Consider the following 20,610-nt stretch of genomic DNA (forward strand, 5'->3'; position numbering starts at 1 on the left):
GCGGACCTCCCGGCATCAGGCAGACGGTGATTGGTGCTGAACTGCCCAGCTGTGGCTGGCGTTTCTGGATCGACCGGGGCGGCACCTTCACCGACGTCATCGGCCGCGACCCCGAAGGCTGTCTACGGGTGCGCAAGGTGCTTTCCTTGCCGCCGGGACCATCGGGGGACCCGGTGCTCGCGGCCATGGCTGAGCTGGCTGGCTGTGCTCCCATCGAGGAGATGCGCCTGGGTACCACCGTGGCCACCAACGCCCTGCTCGAGCACCGTGGCTCGCCGGTGCTGCTGCTGGCGAATCGGGGCTTTGCCGATCTGCTGACCATTGGCGATCAGCATCGCCCCGATCTCTTCTCCCTGGCCATCCAGCGGCCCAGGCCCCTGGAGGTGAGGGTGCTCGAGGTGGCGGGGCGCTTGAGCGCCAACGGTGAGGTGTTGGCTCCCCTCCTGCTCGATGACGCCCTGGCCCGGGCGGTGGGCCAGGCCCGTAGCGACGGTTTCAGCAGCTGTGCGGTGGCCCTGCTGCACAGCTGCCGCCAGCCGGCCCATGAGCTCCAGCTGGAGGCCTGGCTGCAGCCCTTCGGCTTCGAGCAGGTGGCGCTCTCCCACCGGCTGAGCGCCCTGGCCCGGCTGGTGCCCCGGGGCCACACGGCCCTGGTGGAGGCGGCAGTGGCGCCGGCGCTTGAGGCTTATCTTCGGCAGGTGCAGCGCTCCCTGGCGAGCCACGCCCCCCGCTCCGGCGCAAGGCCACGCCTGCGGGTGATGCGTTCGAGCGGTGCCCTTGCCGCCCCAAGTGCTCTGCTGGCCAAGGACACGATCCTCTCCGGCCCGGCCGGCGGCATGGTGGGGGCCGTGGCCGTGGCCCGCGAGGCCATGGCGGCGTCGGGCTCCGCGCTGGGGCCCGTGGTGGGCTTCGACATGGGCGGCACCTCCACGGATGTCTTCCACTGGGACCCCTCCAGGGGCCCCCTGGCCTGGGAGCGCCAGGGCGAATCCGAGCTGGCCGGGCTGCGCCTCCAGGCGCCGATGCTGCCGATCCACACCGTGGCCGCCGGTGGTGGTTCCATCCTGCGCTTCGACGGCCAGAGCCTGAGCGTGGGCCCCGCCTCCGCAGGATCTGACCCGGGGCCAGCGGCCTATGGCCGGGGTGGCCCTGCCACCCTCACCGACGCCAACCTGTTGCTGGGGCGCCTGCCCGCTGTGGCGCTGCCGGCGGTGTTCGGCGTCAGCGGCGACCAGCCCCCAGACCTGGGGGCCGTGGCCGGGCGCTTTGCCGCCCTGGCCGCGGCCATGCAGCTGGCCTCACCCGGCATCACCCCGCAGCAGGTGGCTGCCGGAGCCCTGGACCTGGGCCTGGACACCATGGCCGCGGCGGTGCGGCGCCTCTCGATCGAGCGGGGCCACGACCTCCGCGATGCCCTGCTGGTGAGCTTTGGCGGTGCGGGCGGCCAGCACGCCTGCCGGTTGGCCGAGGGCCTCGGCATCAGCCGGGTGCTGTTCCATCCCCTGGCCGGCGTGCTCTCGGCCTATGGCATCGGCCAGGCCGAGCAGCGCAGCCTGCGGGAGTGCCCCACGGCGCTGCCGCTGCTGCCGGCCAGCCTGGAGCAGCTGCAGCGCCGGGCCGAGACCCTGCGCCAGGAAGCCGCCCTGGCCCTGGAGCAGGCCGGCGACCTGGGCGGCACCGAGGGGCCGCTGCGCTGCTGGTTTTCCCTTGAGGTGCGACCACCTGGTCGCGATCAAGGCCTGCTGCTGGCCTGGACGCCGGGCATGAGCGCGGAGTCGCTGGCGGCTGCCTTCGGCGAGGAGCATCGCCAACGCTTTGGCTACTCCCCTGAGCTGCAGATGGCGGAGCTGGTGGTGCAGCGGTTGCTGGTGGAGGTGGCCCCCCCTGAGCCGCCAGGGGCAGCGCCAGGCTGGGAAGCCGAAGCAGCCCCGACCGACGCAACAGACCCGACAGCCGAACTGGGCTACGGAGCCACGGTGAACCTGTGGCTTGATGAGGCCCGCGGCTGGCAGGCGGTGCCCCTCTGGCGCCGGGCCGAGCTGCGGCCCGGCCAACGGCTGGAGGGCCCGGCGCTGCTCCTGGATCCCACCAGCACATCGGTGCTGGAAGCCGGCTGGTCTGGAGATGTGCTCCCGGATGGGGCGCTGCTGCTGCAGGCCCCTTCCCAGCCCCAGGCCGCTGTGCCCGCCCCAGCGCTGCCAGCACAGGCCGACCCCACCCTGCTGGAGCTCTACCACCACCGCTTCGTGGCCATCGCCGAGCAGATGGGCACACGCCTGCAGCAGAGCGCCCGCTCCCTCAACATCCGCGAGCGGCTCGACTTCTCCTGCGCCGTCTTCGATGCGGCCGGCCGGCTGGTGGCCACGGCCCCCCATATTCCGGTGCATCTCGGCTCCATGGGCGAGAGCGTGGCCAGCCTGCTGGCGGCCGTGGCCCGCGGCGAGCGCCCTCGCCTGGAGCCGGGGGACGTGGTGCTCGCCAACGACCCCTATCAAGGCGGCACCCACCTGCCGGACATCACGGCGATCACCCCTGTGTTCGCCCCCGGCGGCGACCCGCTGACGCCCAGCTGTTTCGTGGCCTGCCGGGGCCACCACGCCGACGTGGGCGGCATCACCCCCGGCTCGATGCCAGCCTTCAGCCGCACGATCGAGCAGGAGGGGCTCAGGCTCGACAACCTGCTGTTTCTGCACCGCGGTGAGATCGACATCACGGCCTGGCGCCGGCGCTTTGATCAGGGGCCCCATCCGGTGCGCCAGCCCGACCAGCTGCTCGCCGACCTGCAGGCCCAGGTGGCCGCCAACCGCCTGGGGGTGGAGGAGCTCACGGGCCTGATCCGGGCCAAGGGCCTGGCCGAGGTGCGGGCCTACATGGCCCATGGCCAGGCCCATGCCGCCGAGGCCGTGCGCCGGGTGATCGATCGCCTCAAGGATGGCTCCGCCTGCGTGGAACTCGACGACGGCAGCCGCATCGTGGTGGCCGTGCACCTTGATCGGCAGCGGCGCTCGGCCCTGCTCGATTTCCGGGGCACCTCCCCCCAGCACCCCGGCAACCTGAACGCTCCGCTGGCGATCACCCGAGCCGTGGCGCTCTACGTGTTCCGCTGCCTGGTGGGCGAGCCGATTCCGCTCAACGCCGGCTGTTTCGAACCCCTGGAACTGCTGGTGCCGCCAGGCTGCCTGCTCAATCCCGCCCCGCCGGCGGCCGTGGTGGCCGGCAATGTGGAAACATCCCAGGCCCTGGCCAATGCCCTGTTCGCGGCCCTGGGCGTGCAGGCCGCGGCCCAGGGCACGATGAACAACCTCAGCTTCGGCACCGCCCAGATTCAGTACTACGAGACGATCTGCGGCGGCACCGGCGGCGGCAGGGATCTGCAGGGCCAGGGATTTGCCGGCGCCAGCGCCGTGCAGAGCCACATGACCAACTCCCGCCTCACGGACCCCGAGGTGATGGAGGAGCGTCTGCCGATCCGGATCGAGCGCTTTGCGATCCGGCGCGGCAGCGGTGGCCACGGCCGTTGGCCCGGCGGCGACGGGGTGGTGCGGGAGCTGCGCTTCCTGGCCCCGATGACGGTGTCGCTGCTCTCGGGCGCGCGGCGGGTGGCGCCGGCGGGGCTGGCCGGCGGGCAGCCGGGCCGGGTGGGCAGCAACCGCCTGGAGCGGGAGGACGGCACAGTGGTGATGCTTGCCGGCATCTGCGAAGTGGCAGTGGAGCCCGGTGATCGACTGGTGATCGAAACACCTGGAGGAGGGGGCTATGGCGCACCGGACTGATCGCGGCGCCAAGACCTGGCTGAGCGGCTGGCTGGGAACGGCGCTGCTGGCCGTGGCGCCCGTGGCAGCAGCGCTGCTGGCGGCCGTTCCCCTTGCGGCTGGAGCCCAGGGTGGCGCCTCGGTGGCGCCGTCCAATGTGCTGCAGGAGCGGGGCCAGCGCTTCCAGCCGGTGTGGTCAGCCCGGGGCATGGTGGCCGCCCAGGAGCCCATCGCCGGGGCGGTTGGCGTGCGGGTGCTGCGCCAGGGGGGCAATGCCGTGGATGCGGCCGTGGCCGTGGCCTTCGCTCTGGCGGTGACCGAACCCCAGGCGGGCAACCTCGGCGGCGGCGGTTTTCTGGTGCTGTGGCTGCCGGGTCCATCGCCGGCTGAGGGCCGCGGCTGCCTGGATGGCCCCAGCGCCCCTGGGTCCACCCCTGGGCCTGGCGGCGAGCCGGGAGTGGAGCTGCGCATCGGCGGCGGCACGGCCGTGGCCGTGAACTTCCGGGAAAAGGCCCCCCAGGCCGCCGGCCCCGACCTGTTTCTGCGCCCCGACGGCAGCGTGGACCGCCAGCGCGCCACGGCCAGCCTGCTCAGCACCGGCGTGCCGGGATCGGTGGCGGGCCTGGCGCTGGCCCAACGCTGCTACGGCCGCCTGCCCCTGGAGCAGGTGATGGCCCCCGCCATCGCCCTGGCCGAGGGGGGCTTCGTGGTGAGTCGTGCCCTGGCTGAGGACCTGAGCCGCAGTGCCGCCCGGCTGCAGGCCGATCCCACCGCCAGCCGCATCTTTCTGCCGGCGGCCCGCGCCGGCGCCCGGCTGCGCCAGCCCGAGCTGGCCACAAGCCTGCGGCGCATCGCCGCCGAGGGGGAGCTGGGCTTCTACGCCGGCCCCACTGCTGAAGCCCTCACCGCCTTGATGCGCCAGGGCGGCGGCCTGATCACGGCGGCCGATCTGGCCGCCTACCGGGCCGTGCTGGTGCGCCCTCTGGAGGGCCGCTACCGCGGTCACACCGTGCTGGTGCCGCCGCCCCCCAGCAGCGCCGTGACGATCCTGCAGTTGCTGGCGATCCTGGAGCCCATGGACCTGGCCGGCCTGGGTCATCACAGTGCCGCCAGCCTGCACCGGATGGCGGAGGCGATGCACCTGGCCTACCGCGACCGCAACGCCCTGCTGGGCGATCCTGACCAGGTGGCCATGCCACTGGAGCGGCTGCTGGATCCGGCCTATGTGGAGGCCCAGCGCCAGGCCCTGGATCTGGAGCGCCATCGCCCGGCGGCGGCGGTGCAGCAGGGCCCGCCTCCCCTGCCGGAGAGCGAGGACACCCTGCACTTTTCCGTGGCCGATCGCCAGGGAGGCCTGGTGGCCCTGACCACCACCTTGAACTTCCCCTTCGGCAACGGCATCGCCGTGCCAGGCGCCGGCTTCCTGCTCAACAACGAGATGGACGACTTCACGGCGCGGATCGGCAGCCCCAATGCCTTCGGCCTGGTGCAGGGCGCCGCCAACACGATCGCCCCCGGCCGCCGGCCCCTCAGCTCGATGAGCCCCACCCTGGTGTTCCGGCCCGATGGCAGTCCCTGGCTGGCCACGGGCAGCCCCGGCGGCAGCCGCATCCTCACCACCGTGCTGCAGGTGCTGCTCAACCGCATCGACCACGGCCTCAACCTGGCCGGGGCCGTTGCCGCCCCTCGCATCCATGCCCAGCTGCTGCCCGATCGCCTCTCCCACGAGGAGGGCTTCAGCCCCGACACCCTGAAGCTGCTGGAGGCCCGCGGCCACAGCCTGCGGCGCAGCCGCGCCATGGGTTCCGCCAACAGTGTGGAAATCACGGCGGAGGGCAGCCTCGGCGCGGTGGATCCGCGCCGCTCCGAGGCCAAGGCCCTGCCGGAGTGAGGCCAGAGCCGAGTGCAGATGGGGGATTGCCCACACGGCTGTCGCAATCCATCACAACCGCAGCGACGCCGCCGATCCAGCCAGCAGGCTGGAACCGTTCGGTGGTGCCAGCCCCATGTTTGAGCTGTTGCCCCCCCTCAACGACCACAACCTCCCCTGGATCGACACGATTCACCCGATCGTGGTGCACTTCGTGATCGCCATGGGCCTGGTGATGTTCGTGTTCGATCTGATCGGCGTGGTGGCCCGCAAGCCGGCCCTGTTTGAGGTCAGTTTCTGGAACCTGCTGTTCGCCACCGCGGCGATCTTCGTGGCGATCATCTTCGGCCAGGTGGAAGCCGGGCTGGCCAACCCCTACGGACAGTCCCGCGACATCCTCAGCCTGCACAGCACCATCGGCTGGTCGTTGGCGGCCGTGCTGTCGCTGCTCTCCGGCTGGCGTTACGTGATCCGGGGCCGGGACCCCGAACGCCTGCCCCTGGCCTTCCTGGCCGCCGGCGCCCTGCTCAGCGCCTTGATCGTGGTGCAGGTGGGGCTGGGCAACCAGCTCGTGTGGATCTACGGCCTGCACACGGTGCCCGTGGTGGAAGCGGTGCGTGGAGGCCTGGTCTGATGGCGCTCGGCCCCAACGATCTTCCCTACGCCCTGCCGATCCACCCCAACCTGGTGCACTTCACGATCGGCCTGTTCGTGATTGCGATCGTCTTCGACGTCGCCGGCGCCCTGTTTCCCCTGGAGAAGCGGCTGTTCCGCTTTCTGGCCCTGCCGGTGACCCGCTCCGGCTTTCACGCCGTGGGCTGGTACAACCTGCTCGCCTGCGCTCTGGTGAGTTTCTTCACGGTGGCTGCGGGCCTCTACGAGATGCTGCTGGCCCAGCCGATCGAGGGGGTCACCAGCAGCCTGGGCCTGGGGGCCTCCGCCACCCTGCTCTGGCATGGCGTGGGCGGGGTGCTGATCCTGCTGCTGATCGTGGCGATGACGCTCTGGCGCGGCTTCCAGCGCTTCCGCTGGCGGCGCGACCTGGGCCGCCAGGTGCAGTGGAGCTACCTGCTCTCCGGCCTGGTGCTGTTCGGGGTGATCGGTCTGCACGGCACCCTCGGCGCCGAGCTGGCGGCTGAGTTCGGCGTGCACGTCACCGCCGACCAGCTGCTGGCCAGGGGCTTCGATCTGCGCGAGGCCCTGCCATGACCAGCAGCAGCCGTCTGATGCCTCTCGGCCTGGGCCTCGGCGCCGCCGTGCTCCTGGACGGCTGGCTCAGCCTGGGCATGGCCCGGCTCTCGCACCGCTGGCTGCCGGTGCAGGCCTCGGCCGCGGCCCCCCATGTGGACAACCTGTTCGCCCTGGAGACGGGCATCGGCAGTTTCATCTTCTTCGGCTGCCTCGGCGTGATCGGCTGGACGCTGCTGTTCAACCGGGCGCCGAAGTACGACATGGAGGACGGCGCACCGATCGAAGGCAACCTCAAGCTGGAGGTGGTGTGGACCGTGATCCCCCTGCTGGTGGTGATGGCGATCAGCTGGCACGCGATCGGTGTCAACCGCACCCTGGCCACCCTGGGTGGCAAGCTCCGCCTTCCCACCGCCGCTGCACCGGTGCTGGAGGCCGGCCCCCTCACGGCCCAGGCCGCTGGCCTGGCCGCCAGCGATCCGGCCGCGGCCCCCGAGCCGATCACCGTGCTGGCGCGCCAGTGGTCGTGGGAGTTCATCTACCCCAACGGCGTGCGCAGCACCGAGCTGCATCTGCCGGTGGATGAACGGGCCCACTTCCGGTTGCAGTCGCTGGATGTGATCCATGGGTTCTACGTGCCGGCGTTTCGTCTCAAGCAGGACCTCATCCCCGGCAGCGTGATCGACTACAGCCTCATCCCCACCCGCCCCGGCCGCTACCGGCTGCGCGATTCGATGTTCAGCGGTGCCTATTTCGCTGCCAACCAGACCGACGTGGTGGTGGAAACGCCGCAGCGCTTCCAGGCCTGGCTGGAGGCAGCCAGCCGCGAGCCCCTGCGCCCCGGTGCCAACCCTGCCGTGGAGCTCTACAAGCAGCGCCAGGCCCGCGGCGACCGCGGCTGGGCCACGGTGCCACCGGCTCCAGCGCCGCAGGTGAACGTGAGCGCCGACCCCTCCGCCCCCCACGACGCCTGAGATGACCTCCACCTCCCCCTTTGATCCCCGGGTGCTGAAGGCCTCCCACCCGGTTCCGGGCGCTCCGGACAACTGGCGGCGCTTCTTCAGCTTCAACACCGATGCCAAGGTGATCGGCATCCAGTACATCGCCGTGGCCCTGCTCTTCCTGCTGGTGGGCGGTGTGCTGGCCATGATCATGCGCGGTGAGCTGATCACTCCGCCGGCCGATCTGGTGGATCCCACCGTGTACAACGGCCTCTACACCATGCATGGAACAGTGATGCTGTTCCTGTTTCTATTCCCGATCCTCAACGGTTTCAACAACCTGTTGATTCCGGTGATGATCGGCGCGCCGGACATGGCCTTTCCCCGGCTCAATGCCCTGGCCTTCTGGATGTTCCCGGTGTTCGGGGTGATCCTGATGGCCAGCTTCCTGGTGCCCGGTGGCCCCTCCAGTTCGGGCTGGTGGGCCTACCCGCCCCTGAGTCTGCAGAACCCCCTGGGGCTGTTCCTCAACGGCCAGTTTCTGTGGATTCTGGCGGTGGCCCTCTCCGGCATCTCCTCGATCCTGGGGGCGGTGAACTTCGTGACCACCATCATCCGCATGCGGGCGCCTGGGATGGGCTGGTTTCGGATGCCGATCTTCTGCTGGACCGCCGCCGCCGCCCAGATCATCCAGCTGATCGGCCTGCCGGTGCTCACCGGCGGCGCCGTGATGCTGCTGTTCGACCTCAGCTTCGGCACCAGCTTCTACCGCCCTGAAGGCGGTGGCGACCCGATGCTCTATCAGCACTTCTTCTGGTTCTATTCCCATCCGGCCGTCTATGTGATGGCCCTGCCGGTGTTCGGCATCTTTTCGGAGATCCTGCCGGTGTACGCCCGCAAGCCCCTGTTCGGCTATCCGGTGGTGGCCGTGGCCTCGTTCGCGATCACCGGCCTCAGCCTGATCGTGTGGGTGCACCACATGTTCTACAGCGGTACGCCGCAGTGGATGCGCAATGTGTTCATGGTCACCACCATGCTGATCGCAGTGCCCACCGGCATCAAGGTGTTTGCCTGGATCGGCACCCTCTGGCGCGGCCGCATCCGGCTCAGCACGCCGATGCTGTTCTGCCTGGGCGGCATCGTGAACTTCATCTTCGCCGGTATCACCGGCGTGATGCTGGCCACCGTGCCGGTGGACATCCACGTGGGCAACACCTATTTCGTGGTGGGCCATTTTCACTACGTGATCTTCTCCACCCTCACCTTCGGCGTGTTTGCCGCCATTTACCACTGGTTCCCCAAATTCACGGGCCGGATGATGGTGGAGAGCCTCGGCAAGCTGCACTTCGTGCTCACCTTCGTGGGCAGCACCCTCAACTTCCTGCCGATGCACTGGGCCGGCCTGATGGGCATGCCACGCCGGGTGGCCTCCTACGACCCCGAATTCGCCCTGGCCAATGTGCTGGCCAGCCTCGGCGCCTTCCTGCTGGGGGTGGCCACGATCCCCTTCCTGCTCAACGTGGTGAGCTCCTGGGCCCGGGGCGCCAAGGCGCCGCCCAACCCCTGGCAGGCGATCGGTCTGGAGTGGCTGCTGCCCTCACCACCGCCCGTGGAGAACTTCGAAGACCATGTGCCCACCGTGATCAGCGGTCCCTACGGCTACGGCCTGAACCGACCGCTCGTGGAAGACCAGCAGCGCTACGTGGACTGGGCCGAGGCCGCCGGCCGGATCGAGCCATGACGGACTTCTCCTCCCAGACCACGGCCGCCGCCGCCAGCCATGGCCATGGACACGCCAACCACACGCTCACGGGCTTCGTGATCTTCCTGCTCTCGGAGAGCGTGATCTTCCTGGCCTTCTTTGCCGGCTATGCGGTGCTCAAGGCCTCCTCGCCGCTGTGGCTGCCGCCGGGGGTGACGGGCCTGGAGGTGCGTGAACCGCTGGCCTACACGGCGGTGCTGGTGAGCAGCAGCGGTGTGGCCTGGCTGGCCGAGCGCGCCCTGCACCGCCGCCGTCTCAGGAGCTTCCGCGCCTGGTGGCTGCTCACCATGCTGATGGGCAGCGTGTTCATCTATGGCCAGGTGATGGAGTGGCTGCGGCTGCCCTTCGGCCTCGGCGATGGGGTGTTCGGGGCGGGGTTCTATCTGCTCACGGGCTTCCATGGCCTGCATGTGATCAGCGGCATCCTGTTGATGGGCCTGATGCTGGCCCGCTCCTTTCGGCCCGGCAATTACGACGACGGCGAGGTGGGCGTGGTGGCCGTGTCGCTGTTCTGGCACTTCGTGGATGTGATCTGGATCGTGCTGTTCCTGCTCCTCTACGTGTGGCAGGTCTGACGCGGTGGCTGAGTTGGGACCCGGAGCCATGATCATTGACGACCGCGATTACGACGTTCTGATCGTCGGCGCCGGCGCAGCCGGTGGCACCCTCGCCGCTGAGCTGGTGCGGGCCGGCTGCTCAGTGCTGTTGCTGGAGCGCGGCATCTCCCTGCCGCTCGCCGATCAGAACGTGGCCGATGTGGACCTGTTCCGCCGCCGCCGCTACCACCCCTCGGGCAGCTGGTTTGGCCCCGATGGGGACCCCTTCCTGCCCCAGATGCTCTATGCCCCCGGCGGCAACTCCAAGATCTGGGGCGGTGTGCTGGAGCGCATGCGCGAAGCGGAGTTCAGCGGCCTGGCCCTGCAGGAGGGCCGCAGCCCCGACTGGGGCCTCCGCTATGGCGATCTGGCCCCCTGGTACGACCGCGCTGAGCAGCTCTACCGGGTGCATGGCCGTGCCGGCATCGATCCCACGGAGCCAACCCGCAGCACGGCCTACCCCCATCCGCCGCGGCGCTTCGAGCCGTTGATGGAGGCGATCGAGGCTGGCCTGCAGCGCCGGGGCCTCCATCCCTATCCCCTGCCCCTGAGCTGGTCGAGCGATCCGGATGACCCCACCGGTGATGCTGAGCTGTTCGGCGTGTGGCCCGCCTGTGAGGAAGGGCCGGGATCCTGTGTGCTGCGCACGGGCGCTGAGGTGCGGCGCCTGCACGTGAACCCCGCAGGCACTGAAGTGAAGGGGGTGGAGGCGGAGATCGGCTCCCAGCGCTGGCTGTTCCGGGCCCACCAGGTGGTGCTCTCTGCCGGCGCCGTGAACACCGCCGCCATCCTGCTGCGCTCCGCCAGCGACAGCCACCCTGAGGGCCTGGCCAACGGCTCCGGCCAGGTGGGCCGCAACCTGATGAAGCCCCAGCTCACCGCCATGCTGCAGCTCGCCAGCGAACCCAACTCGGGCCGCTACGCCCGCAGCCTCGGCATCAGCGACTACTACTGGGGCGACCGCAATGTGAGCTTCCCGCTCGGCTCGATCCAGAGCGGTGGGGGTGTGCTGCAGGATCCGCTGTTCGCCGAATCGCCGCCGATCCTGTCGCTGATCACCCGGTTGCTGCCCGATCGCGCCGTGGAATGGCTGGCCGATCGCTCCGTGAGCTGGTGGGCGATGAGCGGCGTGCTGCCCGAGCCCGAGAACCGCGTCACCCTGCGGGGGGAGAGCATCCAGATCAACTACCTGCCCAACAACCGCGAGGCCCACGACCGGCTCGTCTACCGCTGGCTGGACACCATCCAGAAGCTGGAGGCCGACCCCCTCACCCAGGTGGTGCGCGCCGCCCCGATCTACCCCCGTGGCGAGGCGCCGCTGGCGGTGATGGGCTATTCCAGCGGCACCTGCCGCATGGGCTCAGATCCGGCCCAGGCCGTGGTGGACCTGGAGGGTCGCTGCCATGGCCTGGCCAACCTGAGCGTGGCCGATGCCAGCGTGTTTCCCAGCTGTCCGGCGGTGGGGCCGGGCCTCACCGTGATCGCCCTGGCCCTGCGGCTGGGCGAACGCCTGCGCCGGGAACTCAGCCCAGGCTGAGCAGGAACACCAGCAGAAACGCCGACAGCAGCCCCAGGCCGAGGCGCGCCAGCAGCAGCAGACCGCCGTGGAAGCGATCCTGCGGGGCCACCTGGCGGCCCTGCATCACCTTCAGGTTCATCGCCGCCAGCACGGGTGTGGTGAGGAAGGACACCACCATGGCCAGCTGCACCAGGGTGCCCATGGAGCCTGGCCAGAGGCCCACCACGGCGGCCGCCAGCAGGGCATGCAGGCCAATCCAGAGCTGCTGGTCGCGACGATCGTGCACCTGCTGGCCCCGGTGACCCCGCAGCAGCCGCAGTCCGGCTGAGGCAGAGCGGGGGTAGCCATCCAGGCAGGTGAGGCTGGTGCTCAGCATCGTGATGAAGGCCGCAGCAGCGATCAGGGGGTAGGCCCAACTCCCCAGGCTGGCGGTGTAGAGCTGCACCAGCTGCTGGGCAAAGGCGGCTCCGGCCTGCGAGAACTCCCGGCCCGTGCCGTGCATCACCCAGGCGCCCAGCAGCAGGAACAGCACGGCCATCACCGTGGTGAGGACGTAGCCGAGGTTGAAGTCGGCTTCCATGGCGGCCCGGCTGCTGCGTTCACCTGTGTCCTCCTCCCGGGCAAAGATCCATAGCGATGACCAGGCCGCCAGATCCAGCGGACAGGGCATCCAGCCGATCAGGGCCACCAGAAAGGGCAGGGACGTGAGGCTCCAGGGGCTGGGGCTGAACAGGCCGGCCCCGCTGCCCAGCCGCCCGCGCAGCAGCACGGCCCCCGTGGCCACCGCGGTGCACAGCACCAGCAGCAGCACGATCACCTTGCTGAACCGATCGAGGCTGCGGTAATGCCCCAGCAGCAGCAGGGCCAGCCCCAGGACCAGCAGGGCCAGGGAGAGCAGCACCGGGCTGAAGGGCAGGAAGCTGGTGGCCAGGCTGCCGGCCACTGCCGTCACGGCGGCGATGTTGGCCACGCCGGTGGCGAGGGTGATCAGCAGGAACAGGGGCAGATACCAGGGGCGCTGGCGCTGGTATCCCTCCAGCAGGCTGAGGCCGGTGACCGCCGTGAAGCGCGTGCCCACCAGCAGAAAGGGATATTTCACCAGGTTGGCCAGCAGCACCAGGCCCAGCAGGCCCAGGCCATAGCGGGCACCGGCCTGGGTGGAGGCCACCAGATGGGAGCCGCCGATGGCGGCACCGGCCAGCAAGACCCCCGGCCCCAGGGCCTGGCGCAGGCTGGAGAGGCTGAGGGGCTGGTCGGCGGCGGGGTCTCTGACCGCGGGCGTGGGGTCCATCAGGACCTCAGGCGATGGCGGCGAAGCTCTCCTGGAAGGCGGTGAGGGTGGCATCCACGTCGGCGTCGCTGTGGGCCAGGGAGGTGAAGCCGGCCTCGAAGGCACTGGGGGCCAGGTACACGCCGCGCTCGAGCATGGCCCGGTGCAGCTTGCCGAAGCGGGCCGCATCGGCGGCCTTCGCCTCCTCGAAGTTGCGCACCGGCCCATCGCAGAGGAAGAAGCCGAACATGGCGCTGATCGAGCCGCCGCAGATCGGCAGGCCGGCCGCTTTGCCGGCCTCGAGAATGCCCTTGATCAGGCGCTGGGTGGTGGCTTCCAGCCGCTCGTAGGTGCCCGGCTGGCGCAGCAGATCCAGCGTCTTGATCCCTGCGGTCATGGCCAGGGGATTGCCGCTGAGGGTGCCCGCCTGATACATCGGCCCCGCCGGGGCCACCATCGCCATGATCTCGGCCTTGCCACCGTAGGCGCCCACCGGCAGGCCACCGCCGATCACCTTGCCCATGGTGGTGAGGTCGGGGGTCACCCCGAAGCGGGCCTGGGCGCCGCCGTAACTGATGCGGAAGCCGGTCATCACCTCGTCGAACACCAGCAGGGCGCCGTTCTCCTTGGTGAGCTCGCGGATGCCCTCCAGGAAGCCCGGCACCGGCGGGATGAAGCCGGCATTGCCCACCACCGGTTCGAGGATCACGCCGGAGATTTCGCCGGGATTTTCGGCGAACAGCTGCTTCACAGCTTCCAGGTCGTTGTAGGGGGCGGTGAGGGTGCTGGCGGTGGTGGCCCGGGGCACGCCCGGGGAATCGGGCAGGCCGAGGGTGGCCACGCCGGAACCGGCCTTGACCAGAAACATGTCGGCGTGGCCGTGGTAGCAGCCCTCGAACTTGATCACCTTCTCGCGGCCGGTGAAGGCGCGCATCAGGCGCAGCACGGACATGCAGGCCTCGGTGCCGCTGTTCACGAAGCGCACCATCTCCACGGAGGGCACGGCCTCGATCACCCGCTGGGCCAGCTCGTTCTCCAGCTCACAGGGGGCGCCGAAGCTGGTGCCCTTGTCGAGGGCGCTGTGCAGGGCGGCGATCACTTCGGGGTGGGCGTGGCCGCAGATGGCCGGCCCCCAGCTGCCGATGTAGTCGATGAAGCGGTTGCCATCCACGTCCCAGGCGTAGGCGCCCTTGACCCGGTCGAACACGATCGGATTGCCTCCCACGGAACGGAACGCCCGTACCGGCGAACTCACACCACCGGGCATCAGGGCCTGGGCGGCAGTGAAGATCTCCTGGGAGCGGGCGGTGTTCACGGCGGGAGCCGATACGGGAGCCGAGGTCAAAGCGGATTCCGCGGGGGGTGAAGGGTGTCTGGGGCCGGGGAGCAACGGCCGGGGATGGCCCGGTGCCTTGCGCCGTAACGGTGGAGCATTACGGAACGACCGCTTCCCATCCTGGCCCAAGACCCGGCAGAACGGTTTGTGGGTAGCTTCGGGTCACGTTCAACCGGCCCTGGGAGCCTTCCGGCCCTGTGAATCCTCCGGCACTGTGAGCTCCGGCACCCTGAGATCCGGCACGGCCAGCTCCGCCCCTGGGAGCATGGACTGGCCCGGCCTGGAGCGCGACCTGCGCCGGCTGCTGCCCGCCCGCGCCGTGGTGGCGGCGGCCCAGGAGCTGCTCGCCTACGACTGCGACGGCCTCACCCTGAATCGCCACCAGCCGCGCCTGGTGGTGCTTCCTGAGACCACCCAGCAGGTGTCGGATGTGCTGGCTCTCTGCCACCGCGAGGGGGTGCCCTTCGTGGCCCGGGGCAGTGGCACGGGCCTCTCCGGTGGGGCCGTGGCCGAAACCGAGGCCCTGGTGGTGGCCACCAGCCGCATGCGCAAGGTGATCGAGCTCGACCTCGCCAACCGGCGGGTGGTGGTGCAGCCCGGTGTGATCAACAGCTGGGTGACCCGGGCGGTGGCCGGGGACGGCTTCTATTACGCCCCCGATCCCTCCAGCCAGGTGGCCTGCAGCATCGGCGGCAACGTGGCCGAGAACTCGGGCGGCGTGCACTGCCTCAAGTACGGCGTCACCAGCAACCACGTGCTGGCCCTGGAGGTGGTGCTGCCTGATGGCACGGTCACCACCCTGGGGGGGCAGCTCGATGAGATGGCCGAGATCGATCTGCGCGGAGCCTTCATCGGCAGCGAGGGCACCCTCGGCATCGCCACAGCCATCACCCTGCGGCTGCTGCAGGCGCCCCAGAGCGTGGCCGTGCTGCTGGCGGACTTCACCTCCATGGAGGCCGCCGGTGAAGCCGTGCGGCAAGTGACGGCGGCTGGGGTGATGCCGGCGGGGATGGAAATGATGGACCGCCTCACGATCGAGGCGGTGGACGACTACTTCGGCCACGACGAATACCCTCGCGACGCCGCCGCCGTGCTGCTGATCGAGCTGGATGGCCAGCAGCGGGAGGTGGCCGCCGCCGCTGAGCTGGCGACCGCCCTCTGCCGCCAGGCGGGGGCCAGGCGGGTGCGCGAAGCCTGGGATCCCGAGGAGCGGGCCCTGCTCTGGAAGGGCCGCAAGTCGGCGATCTCGGCCCTGGGCCGGCGCTTCCCCAGCTACTACCTCCAGGATGGGGTGGTGCCCCGCAGCGCCCTGCCCCGGGTGCTGGCGGCGATCGAGGGCCTCAGCGAGCGCTTCGATCTGCCGGTGGCCAATGTGTTTCATGCCGGTGACGGCAATCTCCACCCCCTGATCCTCTATCGGGCCGGTGAGCCGGGCATCGCTGAGCGGGTGCAGGAGCTGGGGGCCGAGATCCTGCGGCTCTGCGTGGAGGCGGGGGGCAGCATCACCGGTGAGCACGGCGTGGGCAGCGACAAGCGCTGCTACCTCAGCTGGATGTTCAGCCCGGACGACCTGGCCACGATGCAGTTGGTGCGCCGCTGTTTCGATCCCCAGGGCAGGGCCAACCCCGGCAAGATCTTTCCCACCCCGCGCACCTGCGCCGAATCAGCCAGGCGGGTGCAGGTGCTGCAGCAGGAAGGGGTCAGCTTGCCCGAGGAGGCTGTGGTGTTCTGATCCGCTGGGCTTTTCCAACGGATTGTTCTTGCTCATGGATACTCCTTGCGGAACGCTTCGATGGCCTCGCTGAGTTTCTCTGAGGAGGCGCCGCTCACCATGAAGAGCTTGAACCTTTCATCCCTGCTGAGATAGTCGGCATAGGAAGAACGCAGGTAGGGCTTGTAGCTGTCGTTTCCCTTCAGATGCACCTCGAAGAAGGGCAATGCCATGCCTTGCATGTAGCCGCCGATCAGGCCCTGGCTGGGCAGGGTCAGATCCGTCATGGACTGGATGGCGTCCTTGATGCCCGGGTCAATCTTGGTGAAGTTCACATGGGCCTGGCCCTGCACGATCAGCCAGTACTTGTCGGGGGCCGTGAGCCAGGTGAAGGAAGCGGCCTGCTCCAGGGCTGGCGGCGTTGCCGGGTCGTAGCTGCCGGAGGCCATCACCACCGGCAGCTTGAGCTTGCCGATACCGGCCTTGCCGAAGATGCTCCGATTCACCGGGTTGGCGGCGAACACTGCTGCGGTGCGGTCGTCCTGGAGGTTGGTGAGGTCCTGGGGTGGCAGCCGCAGGGCCTGGCATTGCAGCAGCAGTGAGAGATTCAGGGCCGCATAGGGACGTTCGCAGTCTTCCTTGAGGTAAGCGAGATCGACCTGGGCACCACCCAGGGCCAGCACCGTGTAGCCGCCGAAGGAATGGCCGGCCACGCCCACTTTTTCGAGGTTGAGTCTGCCGTTGAACTGGTCCGCATTGCGTCGCTCCAGCTCATCGATGACGAAGCTGACGTCCTTGGGGCGGTTGACAAAATCGTTGATATCGAAGAGGTCTTTGTGCAGGCCCCGCAGCATCTCCTGCAGCCAGATCGCATCGCTGCCTGGGTGTTGGGGTGCGGCAATCAGATAGCCATGGGAGGCAATCTGCTGCATGACCTCAGCGAAATCTTCTGGACGGGAGGCCAGGCCATGGGACAACACGATCACGGGAATCGTTGTTGATCCCTTGATCTTCGGTGTGTAGACATCCACGTAGAACGAACGATCCCGTGTGGTATCGGTCAGGTTCCAGACCTCTTTGGTCACCGGGTGCGGACCCGGTTGGCGCGGATTGGCCATGGCGGCGTAGTCCTCCACGGGCTGAGCCTCGGCTTCCGCTGCCGTGAGGCTGCTCATCACCGTGTCCAGGCGTTCGGTGGCGGCGATCACGCGCTCCGCGGCCTTTTCAGCCCCCAGCACCTTTTCCCCATGGATCTGGATGTTGGCTGGGAGTTGGTCGAGCACCGACAGCAAGCTGAGCCCCTCTTCGGAGAAGGCTGCATTCACCAAGGCGGCCCGCAGCACCAGTTTCCCGTTCCCACCGCGCAGCACGGTGATCGCTTTGCCCAGGCGCTCGAGAATGTCTTCTCCGATTCCCGTGTTGAAGAATCGCGAAACGATCAGGGGGTCAACGTTGGCCTTCGTGGTGAGGGCTTTGCGCAGCAGGGGGTATTGCTCGGGCTTCACCGCCGCCAGGAAAAAACCGAGATCCTCTTCAACCGTTCCATCCTTGGCAAAGGCCTCCAGTGAGCTCAGCTTCAGCGAACGGATCAGCGGCCCATAGGAGAAGGAGAGCGTTTCCTCCGCCCTGGCGGGTTGGCTGAGCAGCCCTGAACCGGCGACCGCCAGCAGAGCCAGGCCAACCAGCTGTCCCTTCAAGATCCTGCTGCAACGCTTCATCCCCCTGGAGATGACCTGATGCCGTGCCATGAAGGATGGAAGAAATTCGTGGCCGAAGGCTACTGAACTCAGGCTTCTTCGCCCTCGTCGTCCTCCTCCTGGGGTGGCCAGGCCAGGTTCACCACCACCGGCGCGTGGTCGCTGGGTTGCTCATTGCCCCGGGTGTGCCTGTGGATCTGACAGCCGCTGGCGCAAGCCACCAGCTCCTCAGAAAGATAGATGTGATCGATGCGCCAGCCCCGGTCCCGGTCCCAGGCGCCGCTGCGGTAGTCCCACCAGCTCCAGTGCCCGCTGTCCGGCTCGAACAGGCGGAAGGCATCGCTGAGCCGATTGTCCAGCGCTGCCGCCAGGGCCTGCCGCTCGGCCTCGCTGGCCATGATGCCGCCCGTGAGCCGCTTCGGATCGTGCAGGTCGCGGGCTTCGGGGCCGATGTTGAAGTCGCCCAGCATGCACAGGGGGTCGCCCTGCTGCGCCTGGACGCCGAGAAACCGCCCCAGACAGTCCAGCCAGTCCAGCTTGTAGCGGTACTTGTCGCTGCTGAGGGCGCTGCCGTTGGGCACGTAGAGGTTGAGCACCCGCAGCCCTTCCACCAGGGCACTGATCACCCGCTTCTGCTCGCCGAGCCGCTCGGCCTCGGGCTCCCCCGGCAGCAGGGCCGTAAAGCCGATCTGCACATCCTCGAGCGGCAGCAGGCTGAGAATGGCCACGCCGTTGTAGGCCTTCTGGCCGCTGATGGCGCTGCTGTAGCCGAGCTCGCTGAAGGCCTGATGGGGGAAGAGCTCATCGGCCACCTTGGTCTCCTGCAGACAGAGCACCTCGGGACGCTCCTGCTGCAGCCAGGCCCGGATCTGCTCCAGGCGGGTTCGCACGGAGTTGACGTTCCAGGTGGCGATGCGCATGGGGGCTCGGCTCAGAGCGGGTCGAATCCCCCTTAGCATCCAACCACTGGCTTCGCGAGCGTTCCCCATGGCCCCCATGGCTCTGATTCGCCCCGCATCCCTGGCCCTGGGTCTGGCTGCCGCAGCGGCCCTGGTGGGCGCCTCTGCTGGTCTGGCCCCGCCTGCCGGGGCTCAGCAGGCCGGCTACGGCCAGACCCTCGGCGGTCCACTGGACTCCAACGACGATGACTTCGGCACCGGCGCCCCCCGTGGCGGCAGCAGCAACATCCTCGATGCGACCAACCCCATGGATCTGATGAACAGGCTGCGGCGGGCCACGGCCCTCGACGACGCCACGTCGCCAGGCGACGCTGTGGATGCCGCGCTGCAGGACTTCAATTCTCAGTCCGCGTCGCCGGGCTCCCGGTTGGCTCCGCCTTGACCTCCGGACGCGCCTGGGCTGGTCCTTTGCTCTGGATTGATTTGAGGCCCCAGGCCGCGGCAACTCTGTCCAGGCGCGAATCGGCGTCCTTGCCTCCCTGTTGCCTGGCCTTGGCCAAGCTGTCATGGGCTGCCTTGGTGTCGCCTCGCTCCTGCTGAATCAGGGCCACAGCAAGGATGGGCCGCGGATCTTTGGGGAAGGTGCCCGAGAGCTTGATCAGTTCCGCCTCCGCCTGGCCACCCTGGCCGCTGCGTTGCAGCACGTTGGCGAGCAGCAGGCCGATGGGCACGGCATTGGGGCTGGGCGTGGGGGTGCTGGCCCGCCGCAGGGCTCCCTCAAGCTGGCTTCTGGCCTCGGCGGCGCGCCCCGTTTCCAGCTGGATCAAGGCCATCAATTGCAAGGCCTCCACCTGGTCGGGCCGCTGGTTCAACACCTGGCGCAGTTCCCGTTCGGCACCTGCCCGGTCGTTCTGGTCGCGGCGCAGTTCGGCCAACAGCAGCCGCAAGGACCAGCGCTGGGGCTGCTGGTCGGCTAGTCGTTCCACCAAGGGGGTGGCCTCGGCCCGGCGGTCAAGTGCCACCAGCAATTCGAGCAGACGTTGCTGCTCACTTTCGCTGGCCTGGCCACTGTCGAAGCGGCCTCTCAGCTGGGCGGCCTCGCGCTGCAGGCCCGGCCGTGAAGCGGTGGTGCCGGGAGCGCCGCCCCGCTGCTGCCCCAGCCACCAGCCCACTGATAGGGAGGTGACGGCCAAGGCCACCGTAGCTACAGCGAGCCAGGGACCCTGCCGTCGGGGGGCTGGAGGCATGGCGCCGGGGACCTGTGCGAGCAGGCCTTCAGTCTGCCCTGGCTTCCCACCCCCCGGATCCGGTCAGCACGACAGGCTGGGGCCTTTACATTGGTCGACATGCGCGACCACCCCATCCCACCGGTCACCGAACCGTTGCAGTACCGGGCCATCGGCGTGGTGCGCGGTACCTATGTGCCCACCGACCCCGAGCAGCTCACCCGCGGAGCCATCCACACGGCCGATGGCCAGGCCGTTGAGGCCGTGGTGCTCGGGCGCCTGCTCACGCTGATGCGGCGGCACCTCGATCTCGCCCAGCCCCACCTCTGGGTGGTCTACCCCCGCTCCCGGGAGGAGCAGGGTCTGCATCTGCAGATGGTGGGGGTCTGGGAGCCCAGCACCCTGGCCGAGCCGGCGGATGTCGATCCTGCGGTCGGTGGGGCCGTGGGGGGCGAAGCAGAGGGCGGCCCTGTCCAGGCGCCTGGCAGCGATGAGCTCCCCGAGGGTGATGACTACTTCTCCGTGCGGGGCGAGCTGATCTACACCCGTCCTGAAACGGGGGATCTGGTGGTCAAGGTGAGGCAGCTGCCGCGCTCCGATGGCAGCCGCCCGATTCCGTTCAAGCTGCAGCTCAAGGGAGAGGTTCCCCTCGACCATCTGCGCCATTTCGTCTCGCTGGCCATGCGCCGCTGCGGGGAGCAGCTTCAGCTGGAGAGCTTTGAGGTGCTGGCCCCTGTGGCCCAGCGGGGCAGCCGTGGTGGCAAGGGCCGCCGCGAAGGCGGTGCCAAGCCCAGCCCCAAGCGGGGCGGCGGTCGCACGGCGGTGAGCAGGCCGGTGGGCTGA

The 20,610-nt window shown here is 69.2% G+C and carries 16 protein-coding genes; 11 read left to right on the top strand and 5 right to left on the bottom strand.

The features are described from left to right. The first annotated feature begins 26 nt into the window (after nt 1-26). The 8 genes from ACWJIO_RS12740 (at nt 27) to ACWJIO_RS12775 (ending at nt 11,646) form a co-directional block, all read left to right on the top strand. Entirely contained in the window at nt 27-3,773 is a 3,747-nt protein-coding gene (locus ACWJIO_RS12740; RefSeq protein WP_480313964.1) for a hydantoinase B/oxoprolinase family protein, read from the top strand. After that, nucleotides 3,757-5,643 carry a gamma-glutamyltransferase gene (gene ggt / locus ACWJIO_RS12745; protein WP_480313966.1) on the top strand — a complete coding sequence of 629 codons (1,887 nt, stop codon included), beginning with the start codon at nt 3,757-3,759 and terminating at the stop codon, nt 5,641-5,643. The genes ACWJIO_RS12740 and ggt overlap by 17 nt, the downstream gene beginning before the upstream one ends. Nucleotides 5,644-5,758: 115 nt before the next feature. Further along, a complete protein-coding gene (locus ACWJIO_RS12750) occupies nt 5,759-6,256 on the top strand; it encodes a DUF2231 domain-containing protein (protein ID WP_186699127.1) in 498 nt (165 codons plus the stop codon). Continuing rightward, on the top strand, nt 6,256-6,831 hold the full coding sequence (locus ACWJIO_RS12755) for a DUF2231 domain-containing protein (protein ID WP_186699129.1): 576 nt from the start codon (nt 6,256-6,258) through the stop codon (nt 6,829-6,831). Before ACWJIO_RS12750 ends, ACWJIO_RS12755 begins: the two co-directional genes overlap by 1 nt. Continuing rightward, nucleotides 6,828-7,784 carry a cytochrome c oxidase subunit II gene (locus tag ACWJIO_RS12760; RefSeq protein ID WP_193915260.1) on the top strand — a complete coding sequence of 319 codons (957 nt, stop codon included), beginning with the start codon at nt 6,828-6,830 and terminating at the stop codon, nt 7,782-7,784. Before ACWJIO_RS12755 ends, ACWJIO_RS12760 begins: the two co-directional genes overlap by 4 nt. Before the next feature lies 1 nt (nt 7,785). Beyond that, on the top strand, nt 7,786-9,492 hold the full coding sequence (locus tag ACWJIO_RS12765) for a cytochrome c oxidase subunit I (RefSeq protein ID WP_193915262.1): 1,707 nt from the start codon (nt 7,786-7,788) through the stop codon (nt 9,490-9,492). Beyond that, nucleotides 9,489-10,088 (top strand): cytochrome c oxidase subunit 3, encoded by a 600-nt coding sequence (locus ACWJIO_RS12770; protein ID WP_480313969.1) that lies wholly within the window; start codon nt 9,489-9,491, stop codon nt 10,086-10,088. Before ACWJIO_RS12765 ends, ACWJIO_RS12770 begins: the two co-directional genes overlap by 4 nt. A 28-nt stretch (nt 10,089-10,116) precedes the next feature. After that, entirely contained in the window at nt 10,117-11,646 is a 1,530-nt protein-coding gene (locus ACWJIO_RS12775) for a GMC oxidoreductase (RefSeq protein ID WP_480313971.1), read from the top strand. On the opposite strand, the gene ACWJIO_RS12780 is transcribed toward ACWJIO_RS12775, so the two are convergent. Together ACWJIO_RS12780 and hemL are read right to left on the bottom strand one after the other, a co-directional pair. Further along, on the bottom strand, nt 11,633-12,919 hold the full coding sequence (locus ACWJIO_RS12780) for an NRAMP family divalent metal transporter (RefSeq protein ID WP_480313973.1): 1,287 nt from the start codon (nt 12,917-12,919) through the stop codon (nt 11,633-11,635). The genes ACWJIO_RS12775 and ACWJIO_RS12780 overlap by 14 nt on opposite strands. A 7-nt stretch (nt 12,920-12,926) precedes the next feature. Then, entirely contained in the window at nt 12,927-14,213 is a 1,287-nt protein-coding gene (gene hemL / locus ACWJIO_RS12785; protein WP_480314164.1) for a glutamate-1-semialdehyde 2,1-aminomutase, read from the bottom strand. A gap of 286 nt (nt 14,214-14,499) precedes the next feature. On the opposite strand from hemL, the gene ACWJIO_RS12790 reads away from it, so the two are divergent. Next, complete coding sequence (locus ACWJIO_RS12790; RefSeq protein WP_480313975.1) at nt 14,500-15,966, top strand: FAD-linked oxidase C-terminal domain-containing protein; 1,467 nt, start codon at nt 14,500-14,502, stop codon at nt 15,964-15,966. Nucleotides 15,967-15,998: 32 nt separating this feature from the next. Here ACWJIO_RS12790 and ACWJIO_RS12795 read toward each other — a convergent pair whose 3' ends face one another. Beyond that, entirely contained in the window at nt 15,999-17,642 is a 1,644-nt protein-coding gene (locus ACWJIO_RS12795) for an alpha/beta hydrolase (protein ID WP_480313977.1), read from the bottom strand. An 89-nt stretch (nt 17,643-17,731) separates the two neighbouring features. Beyond that, nucleotides 17,732-18,562: an exodeoxyribonuclease III gene (gene xth / locus ACWJIO_RS12800; protein ID WP_480313979.1), complete on the bottom strand. Its 831-nt coding sequence runs from the start codon at nt 18,560-18,562 to the stop codon at nt 17,732-17,734. A gap of 67 nt (nt 18,563-18,629) precedes the next feature. Here xth and ACWJIO_RS12805 point away from each other — a divergent pair, with 67 nt between their 5' ends. Then, nucleotides 18,630-18,983, top strand: coding sequence for a hypothetical protein (locus ACWJIO_RS12805; protein WP_480313981.1), 354 nt, complete (start codon nt 18,630-18,632; stop codon nt 18,981-18,983). On the opposite strand, the gene ACWJIO_RS12810 is transcribed toward ACWJIO_RS12805, so the two are convergent. Next, a complete protein-coding gene (locus ACWJIO_RS12810; RefSeq protein ID WP_480313983.1) occupies nt 18,937-19,788 on the bottom strand; it encodes a tetratricopeptide repeat protein in 852 nt (283 codons plus the stop codon). The genes ACWJIO_RS12805 and ACWJIO_RS12810 overlap by 47 nt on opposite strands. Nucleotides 19,789-19,887: 99 nt before the next feature. Between ACWJIO_RS12810 and ACWJIO_RS12815 the strand changes: the two genes are divergently transcribed. Then, nucleotides 19,888-20,610, top strand: a complete 723-nt coding sequence (locus ACWJIO_RS12815; RefSeq protein ID WP_480313985.1) for a hypothetical protein — start codon at nt 19,888-19,890, stop codon at nt 20,608-20,610.

The sequence above is a fragment of the Paraciimarium castrense LEGE 11436 genome, assembly GCF_056633055.1.

Bases quoted from the DNA above. Each gene is read 5' to 3' on its own strand.
- ggt (WP_480313966.1), top strand. From the start codon at position 3,757: ATGGCGCACCGGACTGATCGCGGCGCCAAGACCTGGCTGAGCGGCTGG.
- ACWJIO_RS12750 (WP_186699127.1), top strand. From the start codon at position 5,759: ATGTTTGAGCTGTTGCCCCCCCTCAACGACCACAACCTCCCCTGGATC.
- ACWJIO_RS12755 (WP_186699129.1), top strand. From the start codon at position 6,256: ATGGCGCTCGGCCCCAACGATCTTCCCTACGCCCTGCCGATCCACCCC.
- ACWJIO_RS12760 (WP_193915260.1), top strand. From the start codon at position 6,828: ATGACCAGCAGCAGCCGTCTGATGCCTCTCGGCCTGGGCCTCGGCGCC.
- ACWJIO_RS12765 (WP_193915262.1), top strand. From the start codon at position 7,786: ATGACCTCCACCTCCCCCTTTGATCCCCGGGTGCTGAAGGCCTCCCAC.
- ACWJIO_RS12770 (WP_480313969.1), top strand. From the start codon at position 9,489: ATGACGGACTTCTCCTCCCAGACCACGGCCGCCGCCGCCAGCCATGGC.
- ACWJIO_RS12775 (WP_480313971.1), top strand. From the start codon at position 10,117: ATGATCATTGACGACCGCGATTACGACGTTCTGATCGTCGGCGCCGGC.
- ACWJIO_RS12780 (WP_480313973.1), bottom strand. From the start codon at position 12,919: ATGGACCCCACGCCCGCGGTCAGAGACCCCGCCGCCGACCAGCCCCTC.
- ACWJIO_RS12790 (WP_480313975.1), top strand. From the start codon at position 14,500: ATGGACTGGCCCGGCCTGGAGCGCGACCTGCGCCGGCTGCTGCCCGCC.
- xth (WP_480313979.1), bottom strand. From the start codon at position 18,562: ATGCGCATCGCCACCTGGAACGTCAACTCCGTGCGAACCCGCCTGGAG.
- ACWJIO_RS12805 (WP_480313981.1), top strand. From the start codon at position 18,630: ATGGCCCCCATGGCTCTGATTCGCCCCGCATCCCTGGCCCTGGGTCTG.
- ACWJIO_RS12810 (WP_480313983.1), bottom strand. From the start codon at position 19,788: ATGCCTCCAGCCCCCCGACGGCAGGGTCCCTGGCTCGCTGTAGCTACG.
- ACWJIO_RS12815 (WP_480313985.1), top strand. From the start codon at position 19,888: ATGCGCGACCACCCCATCCCACCGGTCACCGAACCGTTGCAGTACCGG.